This window comes from Ferruginivarius sediminum (assembly GCF_003344765.1).
GTDB lineage: Bacteria > Pseudomonadota > Alphaproteobacteria > Kiloniellales > Rhodovibrionaceae > Ferruginivarius > Ferruginivarius sediminum.
This window is the reverse complement of sequence record NZ_QPMH01000009.1, coordinates 14,724-34,032: the sequence shown is the minus strand read 5'-3', so window position 1 is coordinate 34,032 and position 19,309 is coordinate 14,724. Positions and strand designations below refer to the sequence as shown.

The following is a 19,309-nucleotide window of genomic DNA, read 5'->3' as shown; positions in this document are numbered from 1 at the left end:
TTTGTAAAATTATTGCAAACGCATTCGTCAATTTGTAAATCTAGTCAAGCTGGACAAGGACAGGGAATACGGGGGTATGGCAGAGGTTCCGGTCGGTCACCGCATCCGCGCACGCCGCCACGAGCTGGCCATCACGCAGGTGGACCTGGCCCGGCGCGTCGGTGTCTCACCCAGCTATCTGAACCTGATCGAGCACGACCGCCGGCGGGTCGGCGGCGGTCTGCTGCGCCGGCTGGCCGAGGCGCTGCGGATGGACCAGCACACACTCTCCGGTGCCGAGGACGCCCGCATCGTCGCCGAGCTGGCCGAGATCGGCACCGATTCCGTCTTCGAGGACGTGCGTTTCGACAGCGAGGACGCGGCGCAGCTTCTGGCCGCGTCGCCGCGTCTGACGCGCGCCGTCCTGACGCTCTACCGCGCCTACCGCACGACCCTGAACCAGGTCGACGAGTTGAGCGAGCGGGTCAGCCGCGACCCCTTCCTGGCCGATGCGAACCACCAGATCCTGACGCTGATCACCACCATCCGCTCGTTCTCGGAAATCCTGCGCGACTACGGCGATCTGGACGATGCGCAGCGGCGGCGGTTCCTGGCCACGGTCGTGGACAACAGCGAGAACCTCAGCGACCTGGCGCAGCAGGTTTTCGATTTCCTGGGCGGCCAGGGCGCGCGGCGCCCCTTCGCCTCGCCGGCGCAGGAGGTGGACGACGTCCTTCACGATCACGGCAACTTCTTCCCCGACCTTGAACGCCCGGCCCAAATTCTTCGCAGCCGCATCGGGCGGCGATCGGGCACGCTTTACGCCGCCCTGATCGCGCACCTGGACGCGCATCACGGCATCCATGTCACCTTCCGGCAGGCAGGGGAGTTGCCGCCGGGCGGGGTCCGCTTCGACCCGGAGGCGCGGTGCATCGAGCTGTCCGAGGCACTGCCGGACGCCACCTGCCGGTTCCAGCTTGCCCGGCTGCTGGGACGCCTTGAGGCGTCCGAGGCCGTAGCGGGAATATGCGAGGACGAGCGACTGACCAGCGACACCGCCCGCGAACGGTGCCGGGAGGCGATGCTGAGCTATTTCGCGGGCGCCCTGCTTTACCCCTACGACACCTTCCTGGAAGTCGCCGAGGGGGAGCGCTACGACATCGCCGTCCTGGCCCAGCGTTTCGGCGGCAGCTTCGAACAGGTGGCCCATCGCCTGACCACCCTGCGCCGGCCCGGCCGCGAGGGCGTGCCGTTCCATTTCATGCGCACCGATATCGCCGGCAACATCTCCAAGCGGTTCAGCGCGTCCGGCCTGCGGCTGCCGCGCTATGGCGGCGCCTGCCCCAGATGGGCCATCCACCAGGCGTTTTTGACGCCGGGCCGGCTGGTGCGCCAGCTTGCCGAGATGCCCGACGGCAGCCGCTATCTCTTCGTGGCACGAACGGTGGAGAGGCCGGCGCCGGGCTTCGGCCAGCCGCAAAGCATCCACGCCATCATGATCGGCTGCGATGCCGCCTTCGCGGCCAGACTGGTCTACGCGGACGGGATCGGCCCGCACCTTGCCGGCGGGACCCCGGTGGGAACGAGCTGCCCGCAATGCCCGCGCGAGGACTGCGCCCAGCGCGCATTTCCAAGGGCGATGGCGGGCACGTCGCCGGAAGCGCAAGCGGCCGCGCGAAGCGCCGAGAGTGACATTGCCGATCCGACGAAGTAACATCCGCCCTCATAACAAGAGCCCGGCAATTTTGACGAAACATGCCGGTGCCGCGTGAAAGACGGGGAGGTAAAGGGGTGCCGCAATCGGTCCTCGTGGCGGAGGATGAGCAAAGTATCGCGGAGTCCCTCGCATTCTTGATGGAGAAAGCGGGCCTTGAGGTCCGTATCGCCTACGACGGCACGACAGCGCTGCAAATGGTGGCGGACAGCCGGCCCGATCTTGTCCTTCTGGACCTGATGCTGCCGGGGCAGGACGGGTTCGAGGTCCTGAAGGCCGTCCGGGCGAACCCGCGCTGGCGCGACGTCCGGGTACTGATCCTCACGGCCAAGGGCAGGGAGATCGACCGCCGCAAGGCGATGGAGCTTGGCGTGGACGACTACGTCACCAAGCCCTTCTCGACGCGCGAGGTGGTCGACCGTGTGAAGGCGCTGCTGCCGCCCGCCGAAGACTGATCCTTGCGACCGGCACGGGCACGGCGCAAAACGGGGTTGCCATGCAACGTCTGGAACGTCTGAGCGAACGGGCGCTGGTCGTCCCGATCGCGGCTTTCCTGCTGCTGATGCCGCCGCTGTTGACGCTGTTCGAGGGCGAGGGACGGTTCCTTGGCATCCCACTGCTCTATCTCTACCTGTTCGGCGTCTGGACGCTGTTCATCGTCGTCGGCCGGATCGCGGCACGGCGGCTGCTGGCGGGGCAGCAGGCCGCCGGGCGCGGCACCGCGGTCCAGCCACGGGAGCGATAGCCCGTGCTGAGCGTGCCTGTCGTCCTTGCCGTCGCGCTGGCCTACCTGGGGCTGCTTTTCGCCGTCGCCTTCTACGCCGACCGGCGGGCGATGGAGGGGCGCAGCCTGATCCGCAATCCCTACGTCTATACGCTGTCCATCGCCGTCTACTGCACCTCCTGGACCTTCTACGGCGCCGTCGGCTCGGCTGCGCGGGGCGGATTGGAGTTCGCGACGATCTATCTGGGTCCCACCATCGTGTTCCTGGGCTGGTGGTTCCTGCTGCGCAAGATGGTGCGGATCAGCAAGGCGCACCGGATCACCTCCATCGCCGACTTCATCTCCTCCCGCTATGGCAAGAGCACGCGCCTGGGCGTGCTGGTCACGCTGATCGCGGTCGCCGGCACCATGCCCTATGTCGCCCTGCAGCTTAAGGCCGTGGCGACCAGCTTTAGCGTCCTCGTCGGCTCGCATGGGCTGGACGGCAGCGCGCCGGCGCCCCCGACGTCCGGCCTGATCGGCGATACCGCATTCTGGATCGCGGTCGGCATGGCGCTGTTCGTCATCCTGTTCGGCACCCGCAATATCGACGCCGACGAGCATCACGAGGGCGTCGTGGCGGCCGTCGCCTTCGAATCGTTCGTGAAGCTGTTCGCGCTGCTGGCCGTCGGGCTTTTCGTCGCCTACGGCCTGCACGGCGGCTTCGGCGATCTCTTCGCGAAGGCAGGCGAGTTGCCGGGCCTTCAGGAGTTGTACGGCATCGACAGCGGTCGCTGGGTCACGCTCACCCTGCTTTCGATGGCGGCGGCGGTGTGCCTGCCGCGGCAGTTCCAGATCATCGTCGTGGAGAACGTCGACGAACGGCATCTGGCGACCGCCTCCTGGCTGTTCCCGCTTTACATGCTGGGAATCAGCCTGTTCGCCCTGCCCATCGCGCTGGCGGGGCTGCGCCTGCTGCCGGCGGACGCCGACCCCGATTTCTTCGTCCTCACGCTGCCTATGGTGGCGGGCGAGGATGCGCTTGCGCTGATCGCCTTCATTGGCGGGCTTTCATCGGCGACCAGCATGGTGATCGTCGCCGCCATCGCGCTGTCGACGATGGTCTGCAACGACCTGGTGATGCCGGCGCTGCTGCGGCTTCGTTGGCTGCGGCTGACCGCGCGCGGCGACCTGACGCGCCTCTTGCTGGCGATCCGCCGCGTCAGCATCGTCGCGGTGTTCCTGCTGGGCTTCGCCTACTACCGGCTCATCGGGGAATCCGGCGCGCTTGCGGCGATCGGCCTGATCTCCTTCTCGGCGGCGGCGCAGTTCGTGCCGGTCATCGTCGGCGGCCTGTTCTGGAAGGGCGGCACCAAGATGGGGGCGCAAAGCGGCCTGCTGGCCGGCTTTGCCGTCTGGATATACACGCTCCTGCTGCCATCGTTCGCGCAGTCCGGCTGGCTCGACCCCGCCTTTGTCGAAAGCGGCCCGCTTGGCATCGCGCTGCTGGAGCCGCAGGCACTGTTCGGCCTCAATGGCTGGGACCCGCTCTCGCATGCCCTGTTCTGGAGCATGCTGGCCAACGCCGGGACCTACATCGGCGTATCGCTGTTCTCGCGCGAGGACACGCTGGAGCGCCTTCAGGGCGCGCTTTTCGTCGACGTCTTCCGCCACCCGGCCGGCGAGCGGCCCGGCGTGTGGAAGCGCTCGGCGGCGGTGCAGGACCTCTACGACCTGGCGCAGCGCTTTCTGGGCGGCGAGCGCGTCAGCCGCGCGTTCAGACAGTATATGCAGGAGCGCGGGCTGGGCTGGCGACTGCCGCGCGAAGCCGATGCGCACCTGATCGCCTTCGTGGAGCGCCTGCTGGCCGGCAGCCTGGGCGCCGCCTCGGCCCGCGTCGTTGTCGGCAGTGTCGCCAAAGGCGAGATGCCGCGCATCGGCGAGGTGATGGAGATCCTGGAGGAAACCCATCAGGCCATCGTCTACAGCCAGCGCCTGGAGGAGAAATCGACCCAGCTCGAGGCGACGGCGGCGGAGCTGCGCCGCGCCAACGAGCGGCTGCAGGAGCTGGACAAGCTGAAGGACGACTTCCTCTCCACCGTCAGCCACGAACTGCGCACGCCGCTGACCTCGATCCGCTCGTTCTCGGAGATCCTGGTGGATAACCCCGACCTGGGCCGCGAGCAGGGCGAGCGCTACCTCTCCATCATCGCCAGCGAAAGCCAGCGCCTGACCCGGCTCATCGACGAGATACTGGATCTCGCCCGCCTGGAACAGGGCCGCAGCGAGTGGCACATGACCACGCTGGACCCGGCCGCCGTGCTGGACGACGCCATCGCCGCCGCCGGCGGGCTGCTGCGCGAGAAAAGCGTGCGCCTGGACAGCACGCTCGAAGCCTGCCCGCAGGGCGTGCAGGCGGACCGGGACAGGCTCATGCAGGTGTTCGTGAACCTGCTTTCAAACGCTGTTAAATACTGCGACGCCAAAGACGCCTGGGTGGGAATCGAAGGATCGCCCACCGCCGAGGGCTATCGCGTCTCGATCGCCGACAACGGCCCCGGCGTGCCGCCACAGGATCGCGAGAAGATCTTCGACAAGTTCGCGAAGGCTGCGGAAAACGCCGCCGACCGGCCGCCGGGCAGCGGCCTGGGCCTGGCGATCTCGCGCCAGATCGTGGAACACTTGTCGGGCCGTATCTGGCTGGAAACGCCCGATAGCGGCGGGGCGCGCTTCACCGTCCTGCTGCCGTTCGCGCAGGCCGCCGGCCATCATATGCCGCAGGGCGCGGCGGCGTCGGAGACCTGAGCCCCTATTTATCGACCCAGGCGATGCGCAGCACGTTGGTCGCCCCCGGCGTGCCGAAGGGAACGCCTGCGGTAATGACGAGCTTCTCGCCGGGACTGGCAAAGCCTTCGTCCACCGCCACGCGGCAGGCCTTGACCACCATCTCCTGGAAGTCGCGCACGTCGGCGGTGTGAACCGTGTGCGCGCCCCACAGCAGGGCCAGGCGCCGCGCTGTTCCGCGCTTCGACGTCAGCACCAGGATCGGCACCGTCGGCCGCTCCCGCGCGGCGCGCAAGGCGGTGGAGCCGGAGGTCGTGTAACTCACGATCGCGGCGGCGGCGATGGTGCTGGCCACCTGCGAGGCGGCGGCGGAGATCGCGTCCGGCGCGGTCGCTTCCGGCTGCGGATGCAGGGCCTCGACGATAGGGCGGTAGAAAGCGTCGCGCTCGGTGCGGGCGATGATGCGGTTCATGAAGGCGACCGCCTCGCACGGATAGTGGCCGGCGGCGGTTTCCGCCGACAGCATCACCGCGTCGGCGCCATCGTAGACGGCGGTGGCGACGTCCGACGCCTCCGCCCGCGTCGGCGCCGGCGACTGCACCATCGAATCCAGCATCTGTGTCGCCACGACCACCGGCTTGCCGGCCAGCCGGCAGGCGCGAATGATGTTCTTCTGATGGCCCGGAACCTCTTCCGGCGCCACCTCCACGCCGAGGTCGCCGCGCGCAATCATCACCGCATCGGCCAGTTCCACGAGCTGGTCCAGGCATTGCAGCGCGGCGGGCTTTTCCACCTTGACCATCACACCCGCGCGCCCCGCGATCAGCTTGCGCGCCTCGGCCACGTCCTCGGGCCGCTGCACGAACGACAGCGCCACCCAGTCGACGCCGAGATCCAGCCCGAATCGAAGGTCCTCGCGGTCCTTCTTGGTCAACGGCGAGATCGGCATGACCACGCCGGGAACATTGACACCCTTGCGGTCGGAGAGCACGCCGCCGGTCACGACCTCGCAATCGGCGTAGTCCTTGCCGGCGTCCTTGACCTTGATCCGCAGCTTGCCATCGTCCAGCAGGACCGGCGCGCCCGGCTCCAGCACCTCGAACACCTCGGGGTGCGGCAGCGGCGCTCGCTTGTCATCGCCCTCGCTCTCGTCAAGATCCAGGCGGAACGCCTGCCCGCGCTCCAGCCGGACGCTGCCGTCCTTGAACTTGCCGATTCGCAGCTTCGGCCCCTGCAGATCCTGCAGGATGCCGACGGGGCGGCCGTAGTCTTCCTCGATAGCCCGGATCGCCGCGTGCGTATTGCGGTGATCCTCATGACTGCCGTGGCTGAAGTTCAGGCGGAAGACGTCGGCGCCCGCCTGGAACAGCGAGCGGATGGTTTCCGGCTCCCGGCTGGCTGGGCCAAGTGTTGCCAGGACCTTGGCGTTGCGGATGCGGCGCATGCGACAAACCTTTTCCACTGAGGCCGTGATGACCGGAAGACTCGCGTGATTCTCACACAGAGCGTTCCGCCACGTAAATCGCCCGGAGATCGTTGACGTTGGTCCGTGTCGGGCCGGTCACGATCAGGTCATCGAGCTTCGCGAAAAATCCATAGCCGTCGTTGTCCGCCAACGTCGCCTTTGGATCGAGTCCCGCCGCGCGGGCACGTTCCAGGCTGTCCGGCGCCGCGATCGCACCGGCGTTGTCCTCGCTGCCGTCGATGCCGTCGCTGTCGCAAGCCACCGCATAGGTCGCCGGCGCCCCGTCGAGCGCGACCGTGAGCGCCAGCAGGAATTCCGCGTTGCGGCCGCCGCGCCCCTGACCGCGCACCGTCACCGTCGTTTCCCCGCCGGAGAGCAGCACGCATGGCGGCGTCGCCGGCTGCCCGTGAATCCGGGCCTGGCGGGCGATCCCGGACATGACGCGCGCCACCTCGCGCGCCTCGCCCTCGATGGAATCGCCGAGGATGAGCGGAGTGACGCCCACCTCCCTGGCTTTCGCGGCCATTGCCTCCAGCGAATCCTGGGGACGCGCGACGACCACGTTCCCGACCTTCGCCAGCCGTGGATCGCCGGGCTTCGGCGTCTCGTCGGCAGCCGCCTCAAGGTGCCGGCGAACGGCCTCCGGCGGCTCGATGCCGTATTTGTCGAGGATCGCCCGCGCATCGGCGAAGGTGGTCGGGTCGGCGACCGTGGGGCCGGAGGCGATGGTCGAAGGCTCGTCGCCGGGCACATCGGAGATCAGCAGCGCCGCAACGCGGGCGGGATGCGCCGCCGCGGCAAGGCGCCCGCCCTTCACCGCCGACAGGTGCTTGCGCACGCAGTTCATCTCGGCAATGTCGGCGCCGCTGCGCAGCAGGGCCTTGGAGACCGCCTGCTTGTCCTCCAGGCTCAGCCCCTCCGCGGGGAGGGCCAGCAGCGCCGAGCCGCCGCCCGAGATCAGGCAGATCAGCAGATCCCCCTCGCCGAGGCCGCGGGCCATGTCCAGCATGCGCTGCGCCGCCTCGCGCCCCGCGGCGTCGGGGACCGGGTGCGAGGCTTCCACGCACTCGATATGGCGCAGCGGAACGCCGTGCTCGTAGCGGGTGACGACCAGCCCTTCCGGCGGCGGCGCGTCGGGGGGCCAGGCATCCTCCACCGCCCTGGCCATCGCGGCCGCCGCCTTGCCCGCCCCGACGACGAGCGTGCGTCCGTCGCGGGGCGGTGTCGGCAGGTGCGGCGGCACGGCGCGCGCCGGATCGGCGGCGGCAAGGCCGGCATCGACCAGGGCGCGCAGGAAGTCTCGGGGAGCAGGTATCGGCATACCGGGGTCCGTCCTTGGCGAGGGAATCTGGCGCCAAAGACGTACCGGCTCAGCCCGCTTGCTGCAACGCCTCTTCGCTGACGGGCCCGCCGGGGATATTGGCGTAGTGCGCCAGCATGTCGTTCAGATGCTCGTGCATTGCGGTGGCCGCACCTTCCGGGTCCCTGGCGCTGATCGCCTCGAATATGCGGCGATGCTGGGCCAGCAGGCGCGCGTCGTCGTCCGGCCCGGCGCACAGTGTGGAGCGGTGATAGTCGATGTTGCGCTCCAGCACGTTGCTCAGCATCTCCATCAGGTGCATGTAGACAGCGCTGTTCGAGGCCTTGGCGATGGCCAGGTGAAAGGCATGGTCGTCGCCGGTCTTATGTCCGTTCCCGCGTGCGGGGTCGGCCATCGCCTTCAACTGGCGGCCGATCTCGGCGATCTGTTCCGGCGTCGCCTGCCCGGCCGCGCGCCTGGCGGCCCAAACCTCGACGCCGGCGCGGATCTCGGCCAGCTCGTAGTAGTTCTTGGCATCGGCGCTGACCAGACGCATCAGCGGCGAATCGGCACTCTCCGGTGCGGCGGTGACGCGGGTTCCGCCGCCCTGGACAGCGCTGATGAATCCCTGCGCCTTCAAGTGCTGCAAGGCCGCGCGCACGGACACGCGGCTGACGTTCATCATCTCCGCCAACTGCCGTTCGCCCGGCAGCCTCTCCCCCGGCGCCAGGGTGCCGGCGGCGATCAGCTTCATGATTTCCTGTGCGACCCGTTCCGAGACACGCTCGCGTGGGATCTCGCGAAAACGGGGATCCTGTTGTTCGTGTGTCAAAGTCTATGCTCCCCCAAGCTTCGCAGGGCCGGCCTATTCCGGCGGCCCACCTTCCGGGGTGCGGTCGGCCGACCGAACCCTCTGTTTATAGATAGATCATCGCGACCCGTTCAGACGCATCCGCCCGAAAATAGAATCGCGTTCTAGTGGCGTGTTGGTAACACCACTTGGGGGCCCCTTGTCCATAACATCCGTAAAGTTCGCGAATGCAGGGACATTCGACCAAGCGGCCAGCATCACTGTTACAGTGTACCCGACAGCGCAAGATGTCGGTCTGTCGCGGCCGGGGCCATGGCATTGTGCGCGATCCTGAACAAGTTAACATGAACGAAAAATACATGTTTATACTGCCTGGGGCGACGATCCGCCGCAAGCCATGTCGCTGTCGTTTGGCCCGGCGTGCTATCCGCCGCTTTCCCGCCTGCCCTCGCCGGCGCGAAGGATCGCCATCCGCGTCAGGGCCGGCCCCAGCAGCTCGAACACCACCGTGGAGCCGATGACGAGCGGCAGCAGCGTATCCCGCAACTCGGGAAAGCTGTTGCCCGCGACAAGCGCCATGCCCAGCGCGACGCCGGCCTGCGGCATGATCGCCAGCCCCATCCAGCGCCGGACGCGGGGCTCGGCCCCACTGACGCTGCCACCGGCGAAGGCGCCCAGCACCAAGCCGACGGCACGCAGGAAGATGTAGGCGACACCGATCAGGCCGACATGCATGAGCTGCTCGACATGCAGGGACGCGCCGGCAAGGATGAAGAACAGCACCATGAACGGCCATTCGATGTTCTCGATCTCCACGAACGGGCGGTCATGATGACGGGCCAGATTGACGATGGTCGCCCCCACCACCATGGCGGTCAGCAGGAACGACACCTCAAGCCAGATCGCGGCACCACCAGCCAGCAGAACGACGCCCAGCGCCTCCGCCTGCGTCGGCTCGCCCGGTTGCAGGCGGCCGGTCAGCAGGGCCGCGGGGACACCGACGACAAGGCCCAGCAGGATGGCGCCGCCAAGCTCCCTCCCGCCGCGCAGCAGCGCCTCGACGGCGCCACCGTCCGCGCCGCCGGCGACCACCTGCACGCTGGCCAGCAGGACGGAGAACACGATCAGGCCCCAGGCGTCGTCGATGGCCACGATACCCAGCAGCGTGTCGGTATAGCGCCCGCGCGCCTTAAGCTCCTGCACCACGTTGGTCACCGCCGCCGGCGCGGAGGCGGGCGCGATCCCGGCGAGCAGCAGCGCTATCTCCACTTTTACGCCGGCGGCCAGCAGGCCGAAAAGCACGCACAGGCAAACCCCGGCGACCTCGAACAGCGAGATCACGACGACATGCCGGCCGACCTCGCGCAGCGTCTTGCGCGACAGCTTGCCGCCCAGCAGGAATCCCACCATCAGGAGCGCCAGGTCGCTGACGAAGGGATACCAGTCCTCCGCCTGCTCCGGCATCGCCCCCAGGATCGGGCCGATCACGACGCCGAAGACGATCAGCAGGGTGACGCGCGGCACCGGCAGCCGGCGCGAGGCGAGATCGCCAACGAGCCCCACCAGCAGAAGCGCGCCCAGTGTGGTGATGATCAGACCGAGATTGTCCATGGTGGCGGACGGTTCCCCCGCTCACTCCTGAGAAGAAAGTCCCGCGCTTGCTCAAACGGCGCCCAGACTATATGAACGGCCCACCCTGAGCGAAGAGTTGCATGATTTCTTGACATGATGGACAGGCGTCGCGCCGAGGGCATCGGCTTCCTGATCGGTTTCATGGCCTGCGTCCCGGCCGCCAACTGGCTGGTCGCCAACGCGGGCACGGCCTGCATGCCGCAGGGCCCTTGCCTGATTCCTGTCGCACCGGGCGTGATGGCGCCAAGCGGCGTGCTGATGATCGGCGTCGCGCTGGTCCTGCGCGACATGGTGCAGCGACGGCTGGGCAAGCTGTGGACCCTGGCGGCGATAGCGGGCGGCGCCGTGCTGTCGGCCTGGGTCTCGCCGGGGGCGCTGGTGGTCGCGTCGACGGCGGCCTTCCTGTTCTCCGAACTGGCGGACTTCGCGGTCTACACGCCGCTGCAGCGCCGGCGCCTCGTCCTTGCCGTGCTGGCCAGCGGGCTGGTCGGCCTGACGGTGGACAGCATCGTGTTCCTGCAACTCGCTTTCGGCAGCCTGGATTTCCTGGCCGGACAAGTGGTCGGCAAGCTGTGGATGACGCTGCTGGCCCTGCCGGCAATCGCCTGGCTGCGCCAGCGCGACGCGCGCCTGGGGCTGGAGCCCGCGTGAAGCGCACCCTGGTCATCTGCTCCGGCGGCCTTGATTCCGTGACCCTGGCGCACCGGATCGCGGCCGGGGATGGCGGTATTGCCGGCCTCTTGACCTTCGACTACGGGCAGCGCCACCGCAAGGAGATCGATTTCGCCCGCGCCTGCGCCATGCGCCTCGACGTGCCGCACGAGGTCGTGGACATGTCCGACGTCGGCGCGCGCCTGAAGTCCTCCGCGCTGACGGGCAACAAGGAGGTGCCGGAGGGGCACTACGCGGCCGAGACCATGCAGGTCACCGTCGTCCCGAACCGCAACGCCATCATGCTGACCATCGCCTTCGCCATCGCCGCGGCGAACGGGATCGAGCGCGTCGCAGCCGCCATGCACGGCGGCGACCACTTCATTTATCCCGACTGCCGCCCGGCGTTCACGCAGGCGTTCCAGGACATGCAGGACCGCGCGCTTGAGGACGTCGCCCGCGTCGAATTGCATGTCCCCTTCATCGACTGGAGCAAGACCGACATCGCCGCCGAGGCCGGACGCCTTGGCGTGCCCGTTGCCGAGACCTGGTCGTGCTACAAGGGCGAAGCGCGCCACTGCGGGCGCTGCGGCACCTGCGTCGAGCGCCTGGAAGCCCTGCACGAGGCCGCGCTCCCCGATCCGACGGAATACGAGGATACGACCTACTGGCGCCAAGCGGTCAGCGACAGATAGAACGCGGATTAAGCACGAGGTAGACCCCCAGCGCGTTGTTTCGCGTGATGAAGCCCTGCGGCTACCGGCCGAAAGGTCGCGGCTTTACGCTGACGCTGTCACAGGTCGTAGGCGTTGCCCTTCTTCAGGGTCACGGTATCGTTGTCGCCGGACCCGCTTACAACAATGAAGCTTACCTGATTTCCGTCCTTGTAGACTTTCTGGCAAATTTCCCGGCCGCCACCCCACTTGTCGGGGTTCCATCTTTCGCACCATAGGTTCCCATCGATCCGCCAGCGGCCCGTTCCCTCCTGCTGGCCGCCGGACCACCACGCGCGGCCCCGTGCCTGGCCTCCTTCCATAAAATACGCGGCAAACTGATACCTTCCCCCACTGGAGTGTCCGGTTTCGTGGGTACTGTTGCCAACAAGCGTTTTCCGGATTTCCTCGCCGGATAGCGGGTCATTGCCTTGCCCGGCCATTTGTTCCTCGGTCGGGCCCTGTTGACAGGCAACGAGAAATACGGCCGTGACAACGGCGGTAAGCGCCCTCGCTCTCATAAAGCCCTCCCAGATAAAATTAGCAGAAAACTGGCCTTCCCAGTAATAACTATTAAAGCAAAATACATAAATGAAGTCTATGTATATTTCCTTACCACTCACGTAGTATTCTTTTATTTATATTTAAAATTAAAATCTATATCGAATATATAAATACTATTGTTGCGTAAAAATGGGATGGCAACACATCGCCGCCGTGCCGTGGTAGCGGCAATTCGGACGGCATATATGGACCGCAAAAAAGGGCCGGACGGCCATGCCGCCCGACCCCTTGTCTCCGTCTATGCGTATGACGGTTACTCCGCCCCCGCCTCGCCGCGCAGGTGCTCGCCGACGTCGATGCGCTCCGGCCGGAAAGCCTCGCGGAACACCTCGATGGCCTTGTGGGGCTCGCTGTCGCCGCACATGAAGACGTCGAGGGCGGCGTAGTCGCGCTCTGGCCAGCTATGGATCGAGATGTGCGATTCCGCCAGCACCGCCACGCCGGAAACGCCGCCGTTCGGCGTGAAATGGTGCAGGTGGATGTGCAGCAGGGTCGCCCCCGCCTTCTCGACCGCGTCGCGCAGGGTTGCGCGGATATGCTCGATCTCGTCCAGGCGGCTGGCGCCCCAGAGGTCGATGATCAGGTGCGTGCCCGCGAAGCACTTGCCGTCGCGGACGATGAAGTGGTCCATGTTCTCGTCGGACTGCGTGTCGCCAGCCGCCGGAAACTCGTAGATTTTCGCCTGGGCGTCGCTCGGAACCGCTTCCGAGTCCATCCCCAATTCGCGGGCGGTGTAGGTCTGCATTCGGACCCCCGAAACCAGCAGATGAACCAGAAGTCCGGGCCAACCGGGGACCCGGGGCTTATCGCCGGCAGCCCCGTGCCGCAACATGGGACCCCCGGAAAAACTTAGCGGACGCGGTGGAGGACCCTTATCGGTCCGGACACCAAGCGTCCGCTCGATCGACGCCACAGCTCGCCACGACCGTGTTTTGCCCGGTTACGCCCTCCTCCCCCGTTGCCGGAGCAGGAATGCGCGTCGCGGCGACGGGCCGCATCCGACCCGACGTCTTGGCACGCTATATGATGTGATCGAAGGCGGGGGTCAAGCGTATTCTGGGATCGTGATGAATCTCATCAAAATCGGCGCGCAAGGCGCTAGCCCGATGGCATGTTGGTCGGTAGGTTCAACGCGACGAGCCAAGGAGCCGCGCCAATGCTGACCCTCTACGACTACCTCGATTCCGGAAACGGCTACAAGGTGCGGCTGCTGCTGGCGCTGCTCGGGCGCGACTATCGGCTGGTGGCGCTGGATATCGACAAGGGCGAGACGCGCACGGCCGAGTTCCTGGCGAAGAACCCGAATGGCAGGGTGCCGGCGCTGGAGCTTGAGGATGGGACCGTCCTGCCGGAATCGAACGCCATCCTGTACTACCTGGCCCAGGGCTCGCCCTACTGGCCGTCGGACGCGCTGGATCAGGCGCAAGTGCTGCGCTGGATGTTCTTCGAGCAATACAGCCACGAGCCGAACGTGGCCACGCCGCGCTACTGGCTGCGCCACGGCCTGGCGACAGAGGCGCGGAAGCCGCAGCTTGAGGAAAAGCAGGCCCAGGGCCGGGCTGCGCTACAGGTCGTGGAGGACCATCTGGCGAGCCGCGAGTTCATGGTCGCGGGGCGGTACACGATCGCCGACATCGCGCTCTATGCGTACACGCATGTCGCCGACCAGGGCGGCATCCCGCTGAAGCCCTATCCGGCTATCGCTGCATGGCTGGAACGCGTACGCGCACAGCCGGGGCACATCGCCATGGACGCGGTTGCGGACACGCCGGTCTGACGTTCGCCGCGCCGCAATCCTACTCGAACATCAGGCCTACTCGAACATCAGGCCTACTCGAACATCAGGAAATAGCCGTACGCCACCAGGATGGCCGGAACGGCGGAGTACAGCGTCGCCACCACGGCCGCGCGCGGTGCCATGGCAATGGCGGGGAACAGCGCGTCGCCGTCGTTGGAGATCGCATTGCCGAGCTGTCCCGACAGCGGCATGGCGCCGGAGATATAGAGCGTCGTCACCACGATCTGCGGCCCGCAACCCGGCAGGAAGCCGACAAGCACCGCCAGCAGCGGGATCAACGGCGCCCAGGTATTGAACACCGCGGCAAGGTCGATGCCGGAGAAATGGGTGCCCAGCTCGTAGACCAGGAAGCCCACGATCACCCAGACAGTGACGAAGTTTGTGGCGTCGACCGTCCGCACGAACGGCCCGCCCGCGCGGCATATACCGGGGTCGAACTTCTGCTCGGGATCCAGCGTCCACATGCCGAACGCCAGCAACGCACCAGCGACGCCCAGAATGAGCGTAGGCTCATAAACGGCAAGCGGACCGAACAGCGCATCGGTATCGACCTGCATCAAATCCAGCGCGCCCAGGATGAACCCGGGCACGATCAGGACCGCCCAGATCGGGCGCAGCGGATTCACCCTTGGCGCATCGCCCAGCGGCAGCGATTCGGGGGCGTCCGGGCGCGCAACCCGCATGAAGTTGGTGCCGTGCGTCCAGTCGATGATGTAGCCGCTCGTGGTGCCGACGATCGCGCCCAACGCGAAAATGGCAATGCCGGTGCCGGGCTCGGCCGCCAGCAGCAGGAAGGCGGCATCTCCCATCGTGGCCGTGAGGACCGCCACGACGGAGCCGAAGGTCAGTGTGCCGCGCACGTACTGCGTGACCACCGCGACCGCGCCGCCGCAGCCCGGCAGCGCCCCCAGCAGCGCGGCGATCGGCACCTGCCAGGCGCGGTAGCGGTCGAGAACCACCGCGAGGTCGGTCTTCATCCGCGATTCAAACGTGTAGATCACGCCCAGCGTCGCGGCGACGAAGACGGATACTTGAAGATAGGCATCCGCGATCGCGGCCGCGATGACGCCGCGCGCCTCGGGCCCCACCAGCGTCAGGGCGACCAGCGCGAACAGCAGCACCAGCTTCCACGGCCCCAGCGCCCGGGCGTAGTTCGCCGAAGTGATCAGCCCGGTGCGTGCGCCCACCACCAGTGCGGTCATCCGTCCTCTCCTGCCCGCGGTTCCGACGCACGCCGCGTCGACGATGCAGTTGCCGCCAACAAACTTAGCCTAGACTTAATTTTTTCGCCCCACCTGTCAATGCCCTCGTCCGCTAACGGCCGTCTTACATGCAAACTTTCGCCGATTGCCGCCGACACACGGGACTGTGAGGAATCAGTGACGGTGATCCGCGAAACCTATCGTTAACCATGACTCCCGGCCGTGGCGGTGTGGACAGCCTGTGACCCCTCTGGACTCCGTGACCTTGCGCCTCCTCATCATTGAGGTGGAAGCCGCGTAACGAGCGGGACAACAAGGCGCGGCGGATCGAACAGAGACGGGGAGAACAACTGGATGCTTGCGCGGATCCTGGCCGTGTCGGCCGTTCTGGCTGCACTGGCAGGTCTCGCGAAGGCCGAAGACCGCCCCCTGCAAATCGTCGGATGGATGGAGAAGGTGCGCATTCCCGCATATGGCGTGACGTTGACGGCGAAGAACGACACCGGCGCGGACACGGCTTCGCTGCACGCCGAGAACATCGAGGCGTTCGAGAAGGACGGCGAGGACTGGGTGCGCTTCGACCTCGTCGTGCAGGAAGAGCGCGACCGAGACGACGGGGAGGACCAGGAGCGGCGCACGATCGACGCCTCGGCGATGGTGGTGGATGACGTGCTTATCAAGGACCTTCATGGTCCTTCCAAGCGCCGCTACGTCATCAAGCTCGGCCTTTGCATGGATCATATCTACCGCGAGGTCGAGGTGAATCTCGCCGACCGCAGCGGCTACTCCACCCGCCTCCTGCTGGGACGGAACTTCCTGGCAGGTCAGGTGCTCGTCGACAGCAGCCTCGAGTTCACACGGGATCCGGCATGCGATCCGGACGATGAGTAATGCGTAACCTGCATGTTTTCGTCCTCGCCGCGGCGTTGACGGCGGTGGGCCTTGGTGTCTTTGCCTACAAGGTGATCGACCTGGGCTTTCCGCTGCACCGCGAGGCCCGCGCCCACGTCTGGAACGTGGAACTGAAGCTGCACTTCAACGCCCAGGACGGCCCGACGAAGGCGGCCATTGTCCTGCCCAACGACAGCGGACACTTCATCGTCCGGCGGCAGACCTATGTCGCCAGCAGCTATGGCATCACCCTGGACGGCGACGCCGAGGGCAATCGCCTGGCGGTGTTCTCAAAGCGCAAGGCGGAGGGCGAGCAGACCATCTACTACCGTGCCAGTGTGCAGGCCTACCCCGGCCTGGACCAGCGCACGCCGGGACCGGAGCCACGCATCATCGCCCCCGACTGGAACGAGTCCGAGCGCGCGGCGGTGCACGCCGTGCTGGACCGCGTGCGGGCGAACGCCGCGGATACCGAGACGATGGCGCTCAACCTGCTGGACGAGTTGAGCCACCCGCGCCCGAGGGAGGAGGTCCGCGCGGTCCTGCCCGCGAACGCCAGCCAGCGCGAGTTGGCCGACATCGCGGCGAACATCCTGCGAACCGCCGGCATCGGCGCGCGGACCGTGCACGGCATCGACCTGTCGCGCGAAGGCCGATACAGCCACTTCAAGCACTGGATCGAGGTGTACCTGGACGGCTTCTGGCAGCCTTACGCCATCTCGCAGGGCAGCAAGGCATTGCCGGCCGGCTATCTGCCCTGGTGGCGCGGCGACCGCCAGGTGGCGGCCGTCGACGGCGCCCGCGCGCAAGCCACCACGCTCTCCGTGGCGCAAGCTCCGCAGGACGCCATCGAAAGCGCGATCGAGCGGGGCCGGGCGATGCAGGAGCCGCTGATCAGCTTCTCGCTGTTCACGCTGCCGCTGGAAAGCCAGCTCGTCTACCAGACACTGCTGCTGATCCCGATCGGCGCCATCGTGCTCGTCCTGATGCGCCAGATCGTCGGGATCGAGACCTTCGGGACCTTCATGCCGGTCCTCATCGCCCTGGCCTTCCGCGAAACCCGGCTGGTGAACGGCATCCTGATGTTCGTCATGGTCGTCGCGCTGGGCCTGATGGTGCGTTTCTACCTGGAACGCCTGAAGCTGCTGCTGGTGCCGCGCCTGTCGGCCGTGCTGGTGGTCGTCGTGCTGATGATGGCGGCGCTCAGCGTGCTGTTGCAGAAAGTGGGCGCGGGCGCGGGGCTGTCCCTGGCGCTGTTCCCGATGGTGATCCTGACCATGACCATCGAGCGCATGTCGATCGTGTGGGAGGAGTACGGCCCCGCCGACGCCATGAAACAGGGCCTGGGCAGCATGATCGTCGCCATCCTTGCCTATCTCGCGATGTTCGCCGAGCCGGTTCAGTACCTGACCTTCACGTTCCCCGAGCTGCTGCTCGTGGTTCTGGCGGTCACCTTGCTGATCGGCCGCTACACCGGCTTCCGCCTCGTCGAGCTTTGGCGGTTCCGCGATCTGGCCAGGGAGGGCCCATGATGCTGCTGCGCCATCTCCGACGCCTCCGTGAAGCCGGCGTGCTGGGCGTCAACGCCCGCAACGCCGATTACGTCCTGGCCCACAATGAACGGGCGAGGCTGCCGCAGGTGAACTGCAAGCTGGCGACGAAGAAACTGGCGGAGCAGCACGGCATCCCCGTGCCCGCCCTGTTCGGCACCATCGCCATGAACGGCGAGATCCGCCGCCTCGCCCGCTTCGTGGAAAAGCGCGAATCCTTCGTGGTGAAGCCCGCGCAGGGCGCCGGGGGCGACGGCATCCTGGTGGTGACGGGGCGCGTCAACGGCCACTGGCGGCGGCACGACGGCCTGCGCCTGGATAGCGGCGAGCTGGACTTCCACCTGTCGAACATCCTGTCCGGCATGTACAGCCTGGGCGGTCGCCCGGACCGGGCGTTCGTCGAGGCGTGCGTCAAGTTCGATCCCGTCTTCGACGAGCTCACCACCGGCGGCGTGCCGGACGTCCGCGTGCTGGTCTATCGCGGCGTGCCGGCGATGGCGATGGTCCGGCTGCCCACGCGGGAGTCGGACGGCAAGGCAAACCTTCACAAGGGCGGTGTGGGCCTGGGCATCGACCTTGCCACGGGACGCACCCGCAACGGCGTCTGCCACGACCAGGCCGTCGAGGAACACCCGGACAGCGGCGCGCCGCTGAACGGCGTGCTGGTGCCATGCTGGGAGGATCTGCTGCACATGGCCGCGCGCTGCTACGACATCACGGGACTGGGCTACCTGGGCGTTGACATGGTGCTGGACCGCGAGCACGGGCCGCTGCTGCTGGAGCTGAACGCGCGGCCGGGCCTGGCCATCCAGATCGCCAACGGCATCGGCCTGCGCTCGGCACTGGCGCGCATCGACCGGCATGCCGAAGAACTGAAGAACCCGGCGGCCCGCGTCGATTTCGCCCTGGACCGCCTCCCCAGGCTCGAACCCGCGGCACCAATCCGCCTGGAACCGCGCCAGGCTGCCTGACGTTGGCGTGTCGGGACCGTTGCGCGCGGCGCACGGATCGGCAGACCAGGGAGGCCGGCGATGACGCTTACCCTCACAAGCGACGCATTCAAGGACGGCGAGGCGATTCCGCAAGCCTATAGCTGCGAGGGGGCCGGCACCTCGGTGCCGCTGTCATGGTCGGGCGCGCCCGACGGTACGCAGGCCTTCGCGCTGATCTGCGACGACCCCGACGCGCCGGGCGGGACGTTCAGCCACTGGGCGATCTGGAACATCCCGCCAGACCTGAGCGGCCTGCCGGAGGGACTGGCGACCGAAGCCACGGTCGACGGCATGCACCAGGGCATCAACGACTTCGGCAAGCTGGGCTATGGGCCGCCCTGCCCGCCACACGGCCATGGGACGCACCGCTATATCTTCCGGCTTTACGCCCTGAATACGGATGCGCTTGGCCTGCCCGCCAATGCAAAGGTGCCCCAGGTGGAAAATGCCGCGCGGGAATATGCCATGGCAGAGGCTCGATTGACCGGAACCTACAAACGCTAGAGCATTTTCGCGTTCAGTGGAATCGCTCAAACGCTCTAGCTCTTTGATTTGACGCA

The 19,309-nt window shown here is 67.0% G+C and carries 18 protein-coding genes; 11 read left to right on the top strand and 7 right to left on the bottom strand.

The annotated features are described in order from the left end of the window. Positions 1-76: 76 nt before the first annotated feature. From DRB17_RS11070 to DRB17_RS11055, 4 genes are all read left to right on the top strand, one after another. On the top strand, positions 77-1,693 hold the full coding sequence (locus DRB17_RS11070; RefSeq protein ID WP_114582275.1) for a helix-turn-helix domain-containing protein: 1,617 nt from the start codon (positions 77-79) through the stop codon (positions 1,691-1,693). 77 nt (positions 1,694-1,770) lie between these two features. After that, positions 1,771-2,148, top strand: a complete 378-nt coding sequence (locus tag DRB17_RS11065; RefSeq protein ID WP_114582274.1) for a response regulator transcription factor — start codon at positions 1,771-1,773, stop codon at positions 2,146-2,148. A 41-nt stretch (positions 2,149-2,189) separates the two neighbouring features. Next, on the top strand, positions 2,190-2,438 hold the full coding sequence (locus tag DRB17_RS20425; protein ID WP_114582273.1) for a hypothetical protein: 249 nt from the start codon (positions 2,190-2,192) through the stop codon (positions 2,436-2,438). 3 nt (positions 2,439-2,441) lie between these two features. Beyond that, positions 2,442-5,201 carry a sensor histidine kinase gene (locus DRB17_RS11055; RefSeq protein ID WP_114582272.1) on the top strand — a complete coding sequence of 920 codons (2,760 nt, stop codon included), beginning with the start codon at positions 2,442-2,444 and terminating at the stop codon, positions 5,199-5,201. Between the two features lie 4 nt (positions 5,202-5,205). On the opposite strand, the gene pyk is transcribed toward DRB17_RS11055, so the two are convergent. The 4 genes from pyk to DRB17_RS11035 all read right to left on the bottom strand — a co-directional run bounded on the left by pyk (position 5,206) and on the right by DRB17_RS11035 (position 10,367). Further along, entirely contained in the window at positions 5,206-6,624 is a 1,419-nt protein-coding gene (gene pyk, locus DRB17_RS11050; protein ID WP_114582271.1) for a pyruvate kinase, read from the bottom strand. Between the two features lie 52 nt (positions 6,625-6,676). Then, positions 6,677-7,966 (bottom strand): glycerate kinase type-2 family protein, encoded by a 1,290-nt coding sequence (locus DRB17_RS11045; protein ID WP_114582270.1) that lies wholly within the window; start codon positions 7,964-7,966, stop codon positions 6,677-6,679. Between the two features lie 49 nt (positions 7,967-8,015). Beyond that, entirely contained in the window at positions 8,016-8,777 is a 762-nt protein-coding gene (locus DRB17_RS11040) for a FadR/GntR family transcriptional regulator (RefSeq protein WP_241503814.1), read from the bottom strand. 402 nt (positions 8,778-9,179) lie between these two features. Beyond that, positions 9,180-10,367: a cation:proton antiporter gene (locus DRB17_RS11035; protein WP_114582268.1), complete on the bottom strand. Its 1,188-nt coding sequence runs from the start codon at positions 10,365-10,367 to the stop codon at positions 9,180-9,182. Between the two features lie 114 nt (positions 10,368-10,481). On the opposite strand from DRB17_RS11035, the gene DRB17_RS11030 reads away from it, so the two are divergent. Next, positions 10,482-11,039, top strand: a complete 558-nt coding sequence (locus DRB17_RS11030) for a VUT family protein (RefSeq protein ID WP_114582267.1) — start codon at positions 10,482-10,484, stop codon at positions 11,037-11,039. After that, positions 11,036-11,734, top strand: coding sequence for a 7-cyano-7-deazaguanine synthase QueC (gene queC / locus DRB17_RS11025; RefSeq protein WP_114582266.1), 699 nt, complete (start codon positions 11,036-11,038; stop codon positions 11,732-11,734). Before DRB17_RS11030 ends, queC begins: the two co-directional genes overlap by 4 nt. A gap of 98 nt (positions 11,735-11,832) precedes the next feature. On the opposite strand, the gene DRB17_RS19945 is transcribed toward queC, so the two are convergent. Both DRB17_RS19945 and speD read right to left on the bottom strand, forming a co-directional pair. Continuing rightward, positions 11,833-12,375 (bottom strand): hypothetical protein, encoded by a 543-nt coding sequence (locus DRB17_RS19945; RefSeq protein WP_147274886.1) that lies wholly within the window; start codon positions 12,373-12,375, stop codon positions 11,833-11,835. Between the two features lie 194 nt (positions 12,376-12,569). After that, on the bottom strand, positions 12,570-13,061 hold the full coding sequence (speD, locus tag DRB17_RS11015; protein ID WP_193725734.1) for an adenosylmethionine decarboxylase: 492 nt from the start codon (positions 13,059-13,061) through the stop codon (positions 12,570-12,572). Between the two features lie 411 nt (positions 13,062-13,472). Here speD and DRB17_RS11010 point away from each other — a divergent pair, with 411 nt between their 5' ends. Continuing rightward, positions 13,473-14,093: a glutathione S-transferase family protein gene (locus DRB17_RS11010; RefSeq protein WP_114582264.1), complete on the top strand. Its 621-nt coding sequence runs from the start codon at positions 13,473-13,475 to the stop codon at positions 14,091-14,093. A 53-nt stretch (positions 14,094-14,146) separates the two neighbouring features. Here the strand turns inward: DRB17_RS11010 and DRB17_RS11005 are convergent, their stop codons facing one another. Beyond that, the gene (locus tag DRB17_RS11005) at positions 14,147-15,316 is read right to left on the bottom strand and encodes a putative manganese transporter (protein WP_114582263.1); all 1,170 of its coding nucleotides are present in this window, start codon (positions 15,314-15,316) and stop codon (positions 14,147-14,149) included. A gap of 354 nt (positions 15,317-15,670) precedes the next feature. Here DRB17_RS11005 and DRB17_RS11000 point away from each other — a divergent pair, with 354 nt between their 5' ends. From DRB17_RS11000 to DRB17_RS10985, 4 genes are read left to right on the top strand one after another with little or no spacing between them, the layout of a single operon-like run. Then, entirely contained in the window at positions 15,671-16,207 is a 537-nt protein-coding gene (locus tag DRB17_RS11000) for an ATP-dependent zinc protease family protein (RefSeq protein ID WP_114582262.1), read from the top strand. Beyond that, positions 16,207-17,739, top strand: a complete 1,533-nt coding sequence (locus DRB17_RS10995) for a UUP1 family membrane protein (RefSeq protein ID WP_114582261.1) — start codon at positions 16,207-16,209, stop codon at positions 17,737-17,739. Before DRB17_RS11000 ends, DRB17_RS10995 begins: the two co-directional genes overlap by 1 nt. Next, positions 17,736-18,728: an alpha-L-glutamate ligase-like protein gene (locus tag DRB17_RS10990; RefSeq protein ID WP_206607858.1), complete on the top strand. Its 993-nt coding sequence runs from the start codon at positions 17,736-17,738 to the stop codon at positions 18,726-18,728. The genes DRB17_RS10995 and DRB17_RS10990 overlap by 4 nt, the downstream gene beginning before the upstream one ends. Before the next feature lie 60 nt (positions 18,729-18,788). After that, entirely contained in the window at positions 18,789-19,253 is a 465-nt protein-coding gene (locus DRB17_RS10985) for a YbhB/YbcL family Raf kinase inhibitor-like protein (RefSeq protein WP_114582260.1), read from the top strand. Positions 19,254-19,309 lie beyond the last annotated feature (56 nt).

Excerpts from the sequence above, each read along its gene's own strand:
- DRB17_RS11070 (WP_114582275.1), top strand. The coding sequence starts at position 77 with ATGGCAGAGGTTCCGGTCGGTCACCGCATCCGCGCACGCCGCCACGAG.
- DRB17_RS20425 (WP_114582273.1), top strand. The coding sequence starts at position 2,190 with ATGCAACGTCTGGAACGTCTGAGCGAACGGGCGCTGGTCGTCCCGATC.
- pyk (WP_114582271.1), bottom strand. The coding sequence starts at position 6,624 with ATGCGCCGCATCCGCAACGCCAAGGTCCTGGCAACACTTGGCCCAGCC.
- DRB17_RS11045 (WP_114582270.1), bottom strand. The coding sequence starts at position 7,966 with ATGCCGATACCTGCTCCCCGAGACTTCCTGCGCGCCCTGGTCGATGCC.
- DRB17_RS11035 (WP_114582268.1), bottom strand. The coding sequence starts at position 10,367 with ATGGACAATCTCGGTCTGATCATCACCACACTGGGCGCGCTTCTGCTG.
- DRB17_RS11030 (WP_114582267.1), top strand. The coding sequence starts at position 10,482 with ATGATGGACAGGCGTCGCGCCGAGGGCATCGGCTTCCTGATCGGTTTC.
- speD (WP_193725734.1), bottom strand. The coding sequence starts at position 13,061 with ATGCAGACCTACACCGCCCGCGAATTGGGGATGGACTCGGAAGCGGTT.
- DRB17_RS11010 (WP_114582264.1), top strand. The coding sequence starts at position 13,473 with ATGCTGACCCTCTACGACTACCTCGATTCCGGAAACGGCTACAAGGTG.
- DRB17_RS11005 (WP_114582263.1), bottom strand. The coding sequence starts at position 15,316 with ATGACCGCACTGGTGGTGGGCGCACGCACCGGGCTGATCACTTCGGCG.
- DRB17_RS11000 (WP_114582262.1), top strand. The coding sequence starts at position 15,671 with ATGCTTGCGCGGATCCTGGCCGTGTCGGCCGTTCTGGCTGCACTGGCA.
- DRB17_RS10995 (WP_114582261.1), top strand. The coding sequence starts at position 16,207 with ATGCGTAACCTGCATGTTTTCGTCCTCGCCGCGGCGTTGACGGCGGTG.
- DRB17_RS10990 (WP_206607858.1), top strand. The coding sequence starts at position 17,736 with ATGATGCTGCTGCGCCATCTCCGACGCCTCCGTGAAGCCGGCGTGCTG.
- DRB17_RS10985 (WP_114582260.1), top strand. The coding sequence starts at position 18,789 with ATGACGCTTACCCTCACAAGCGACGCATTCAAGGACGGCGAGGCGATT.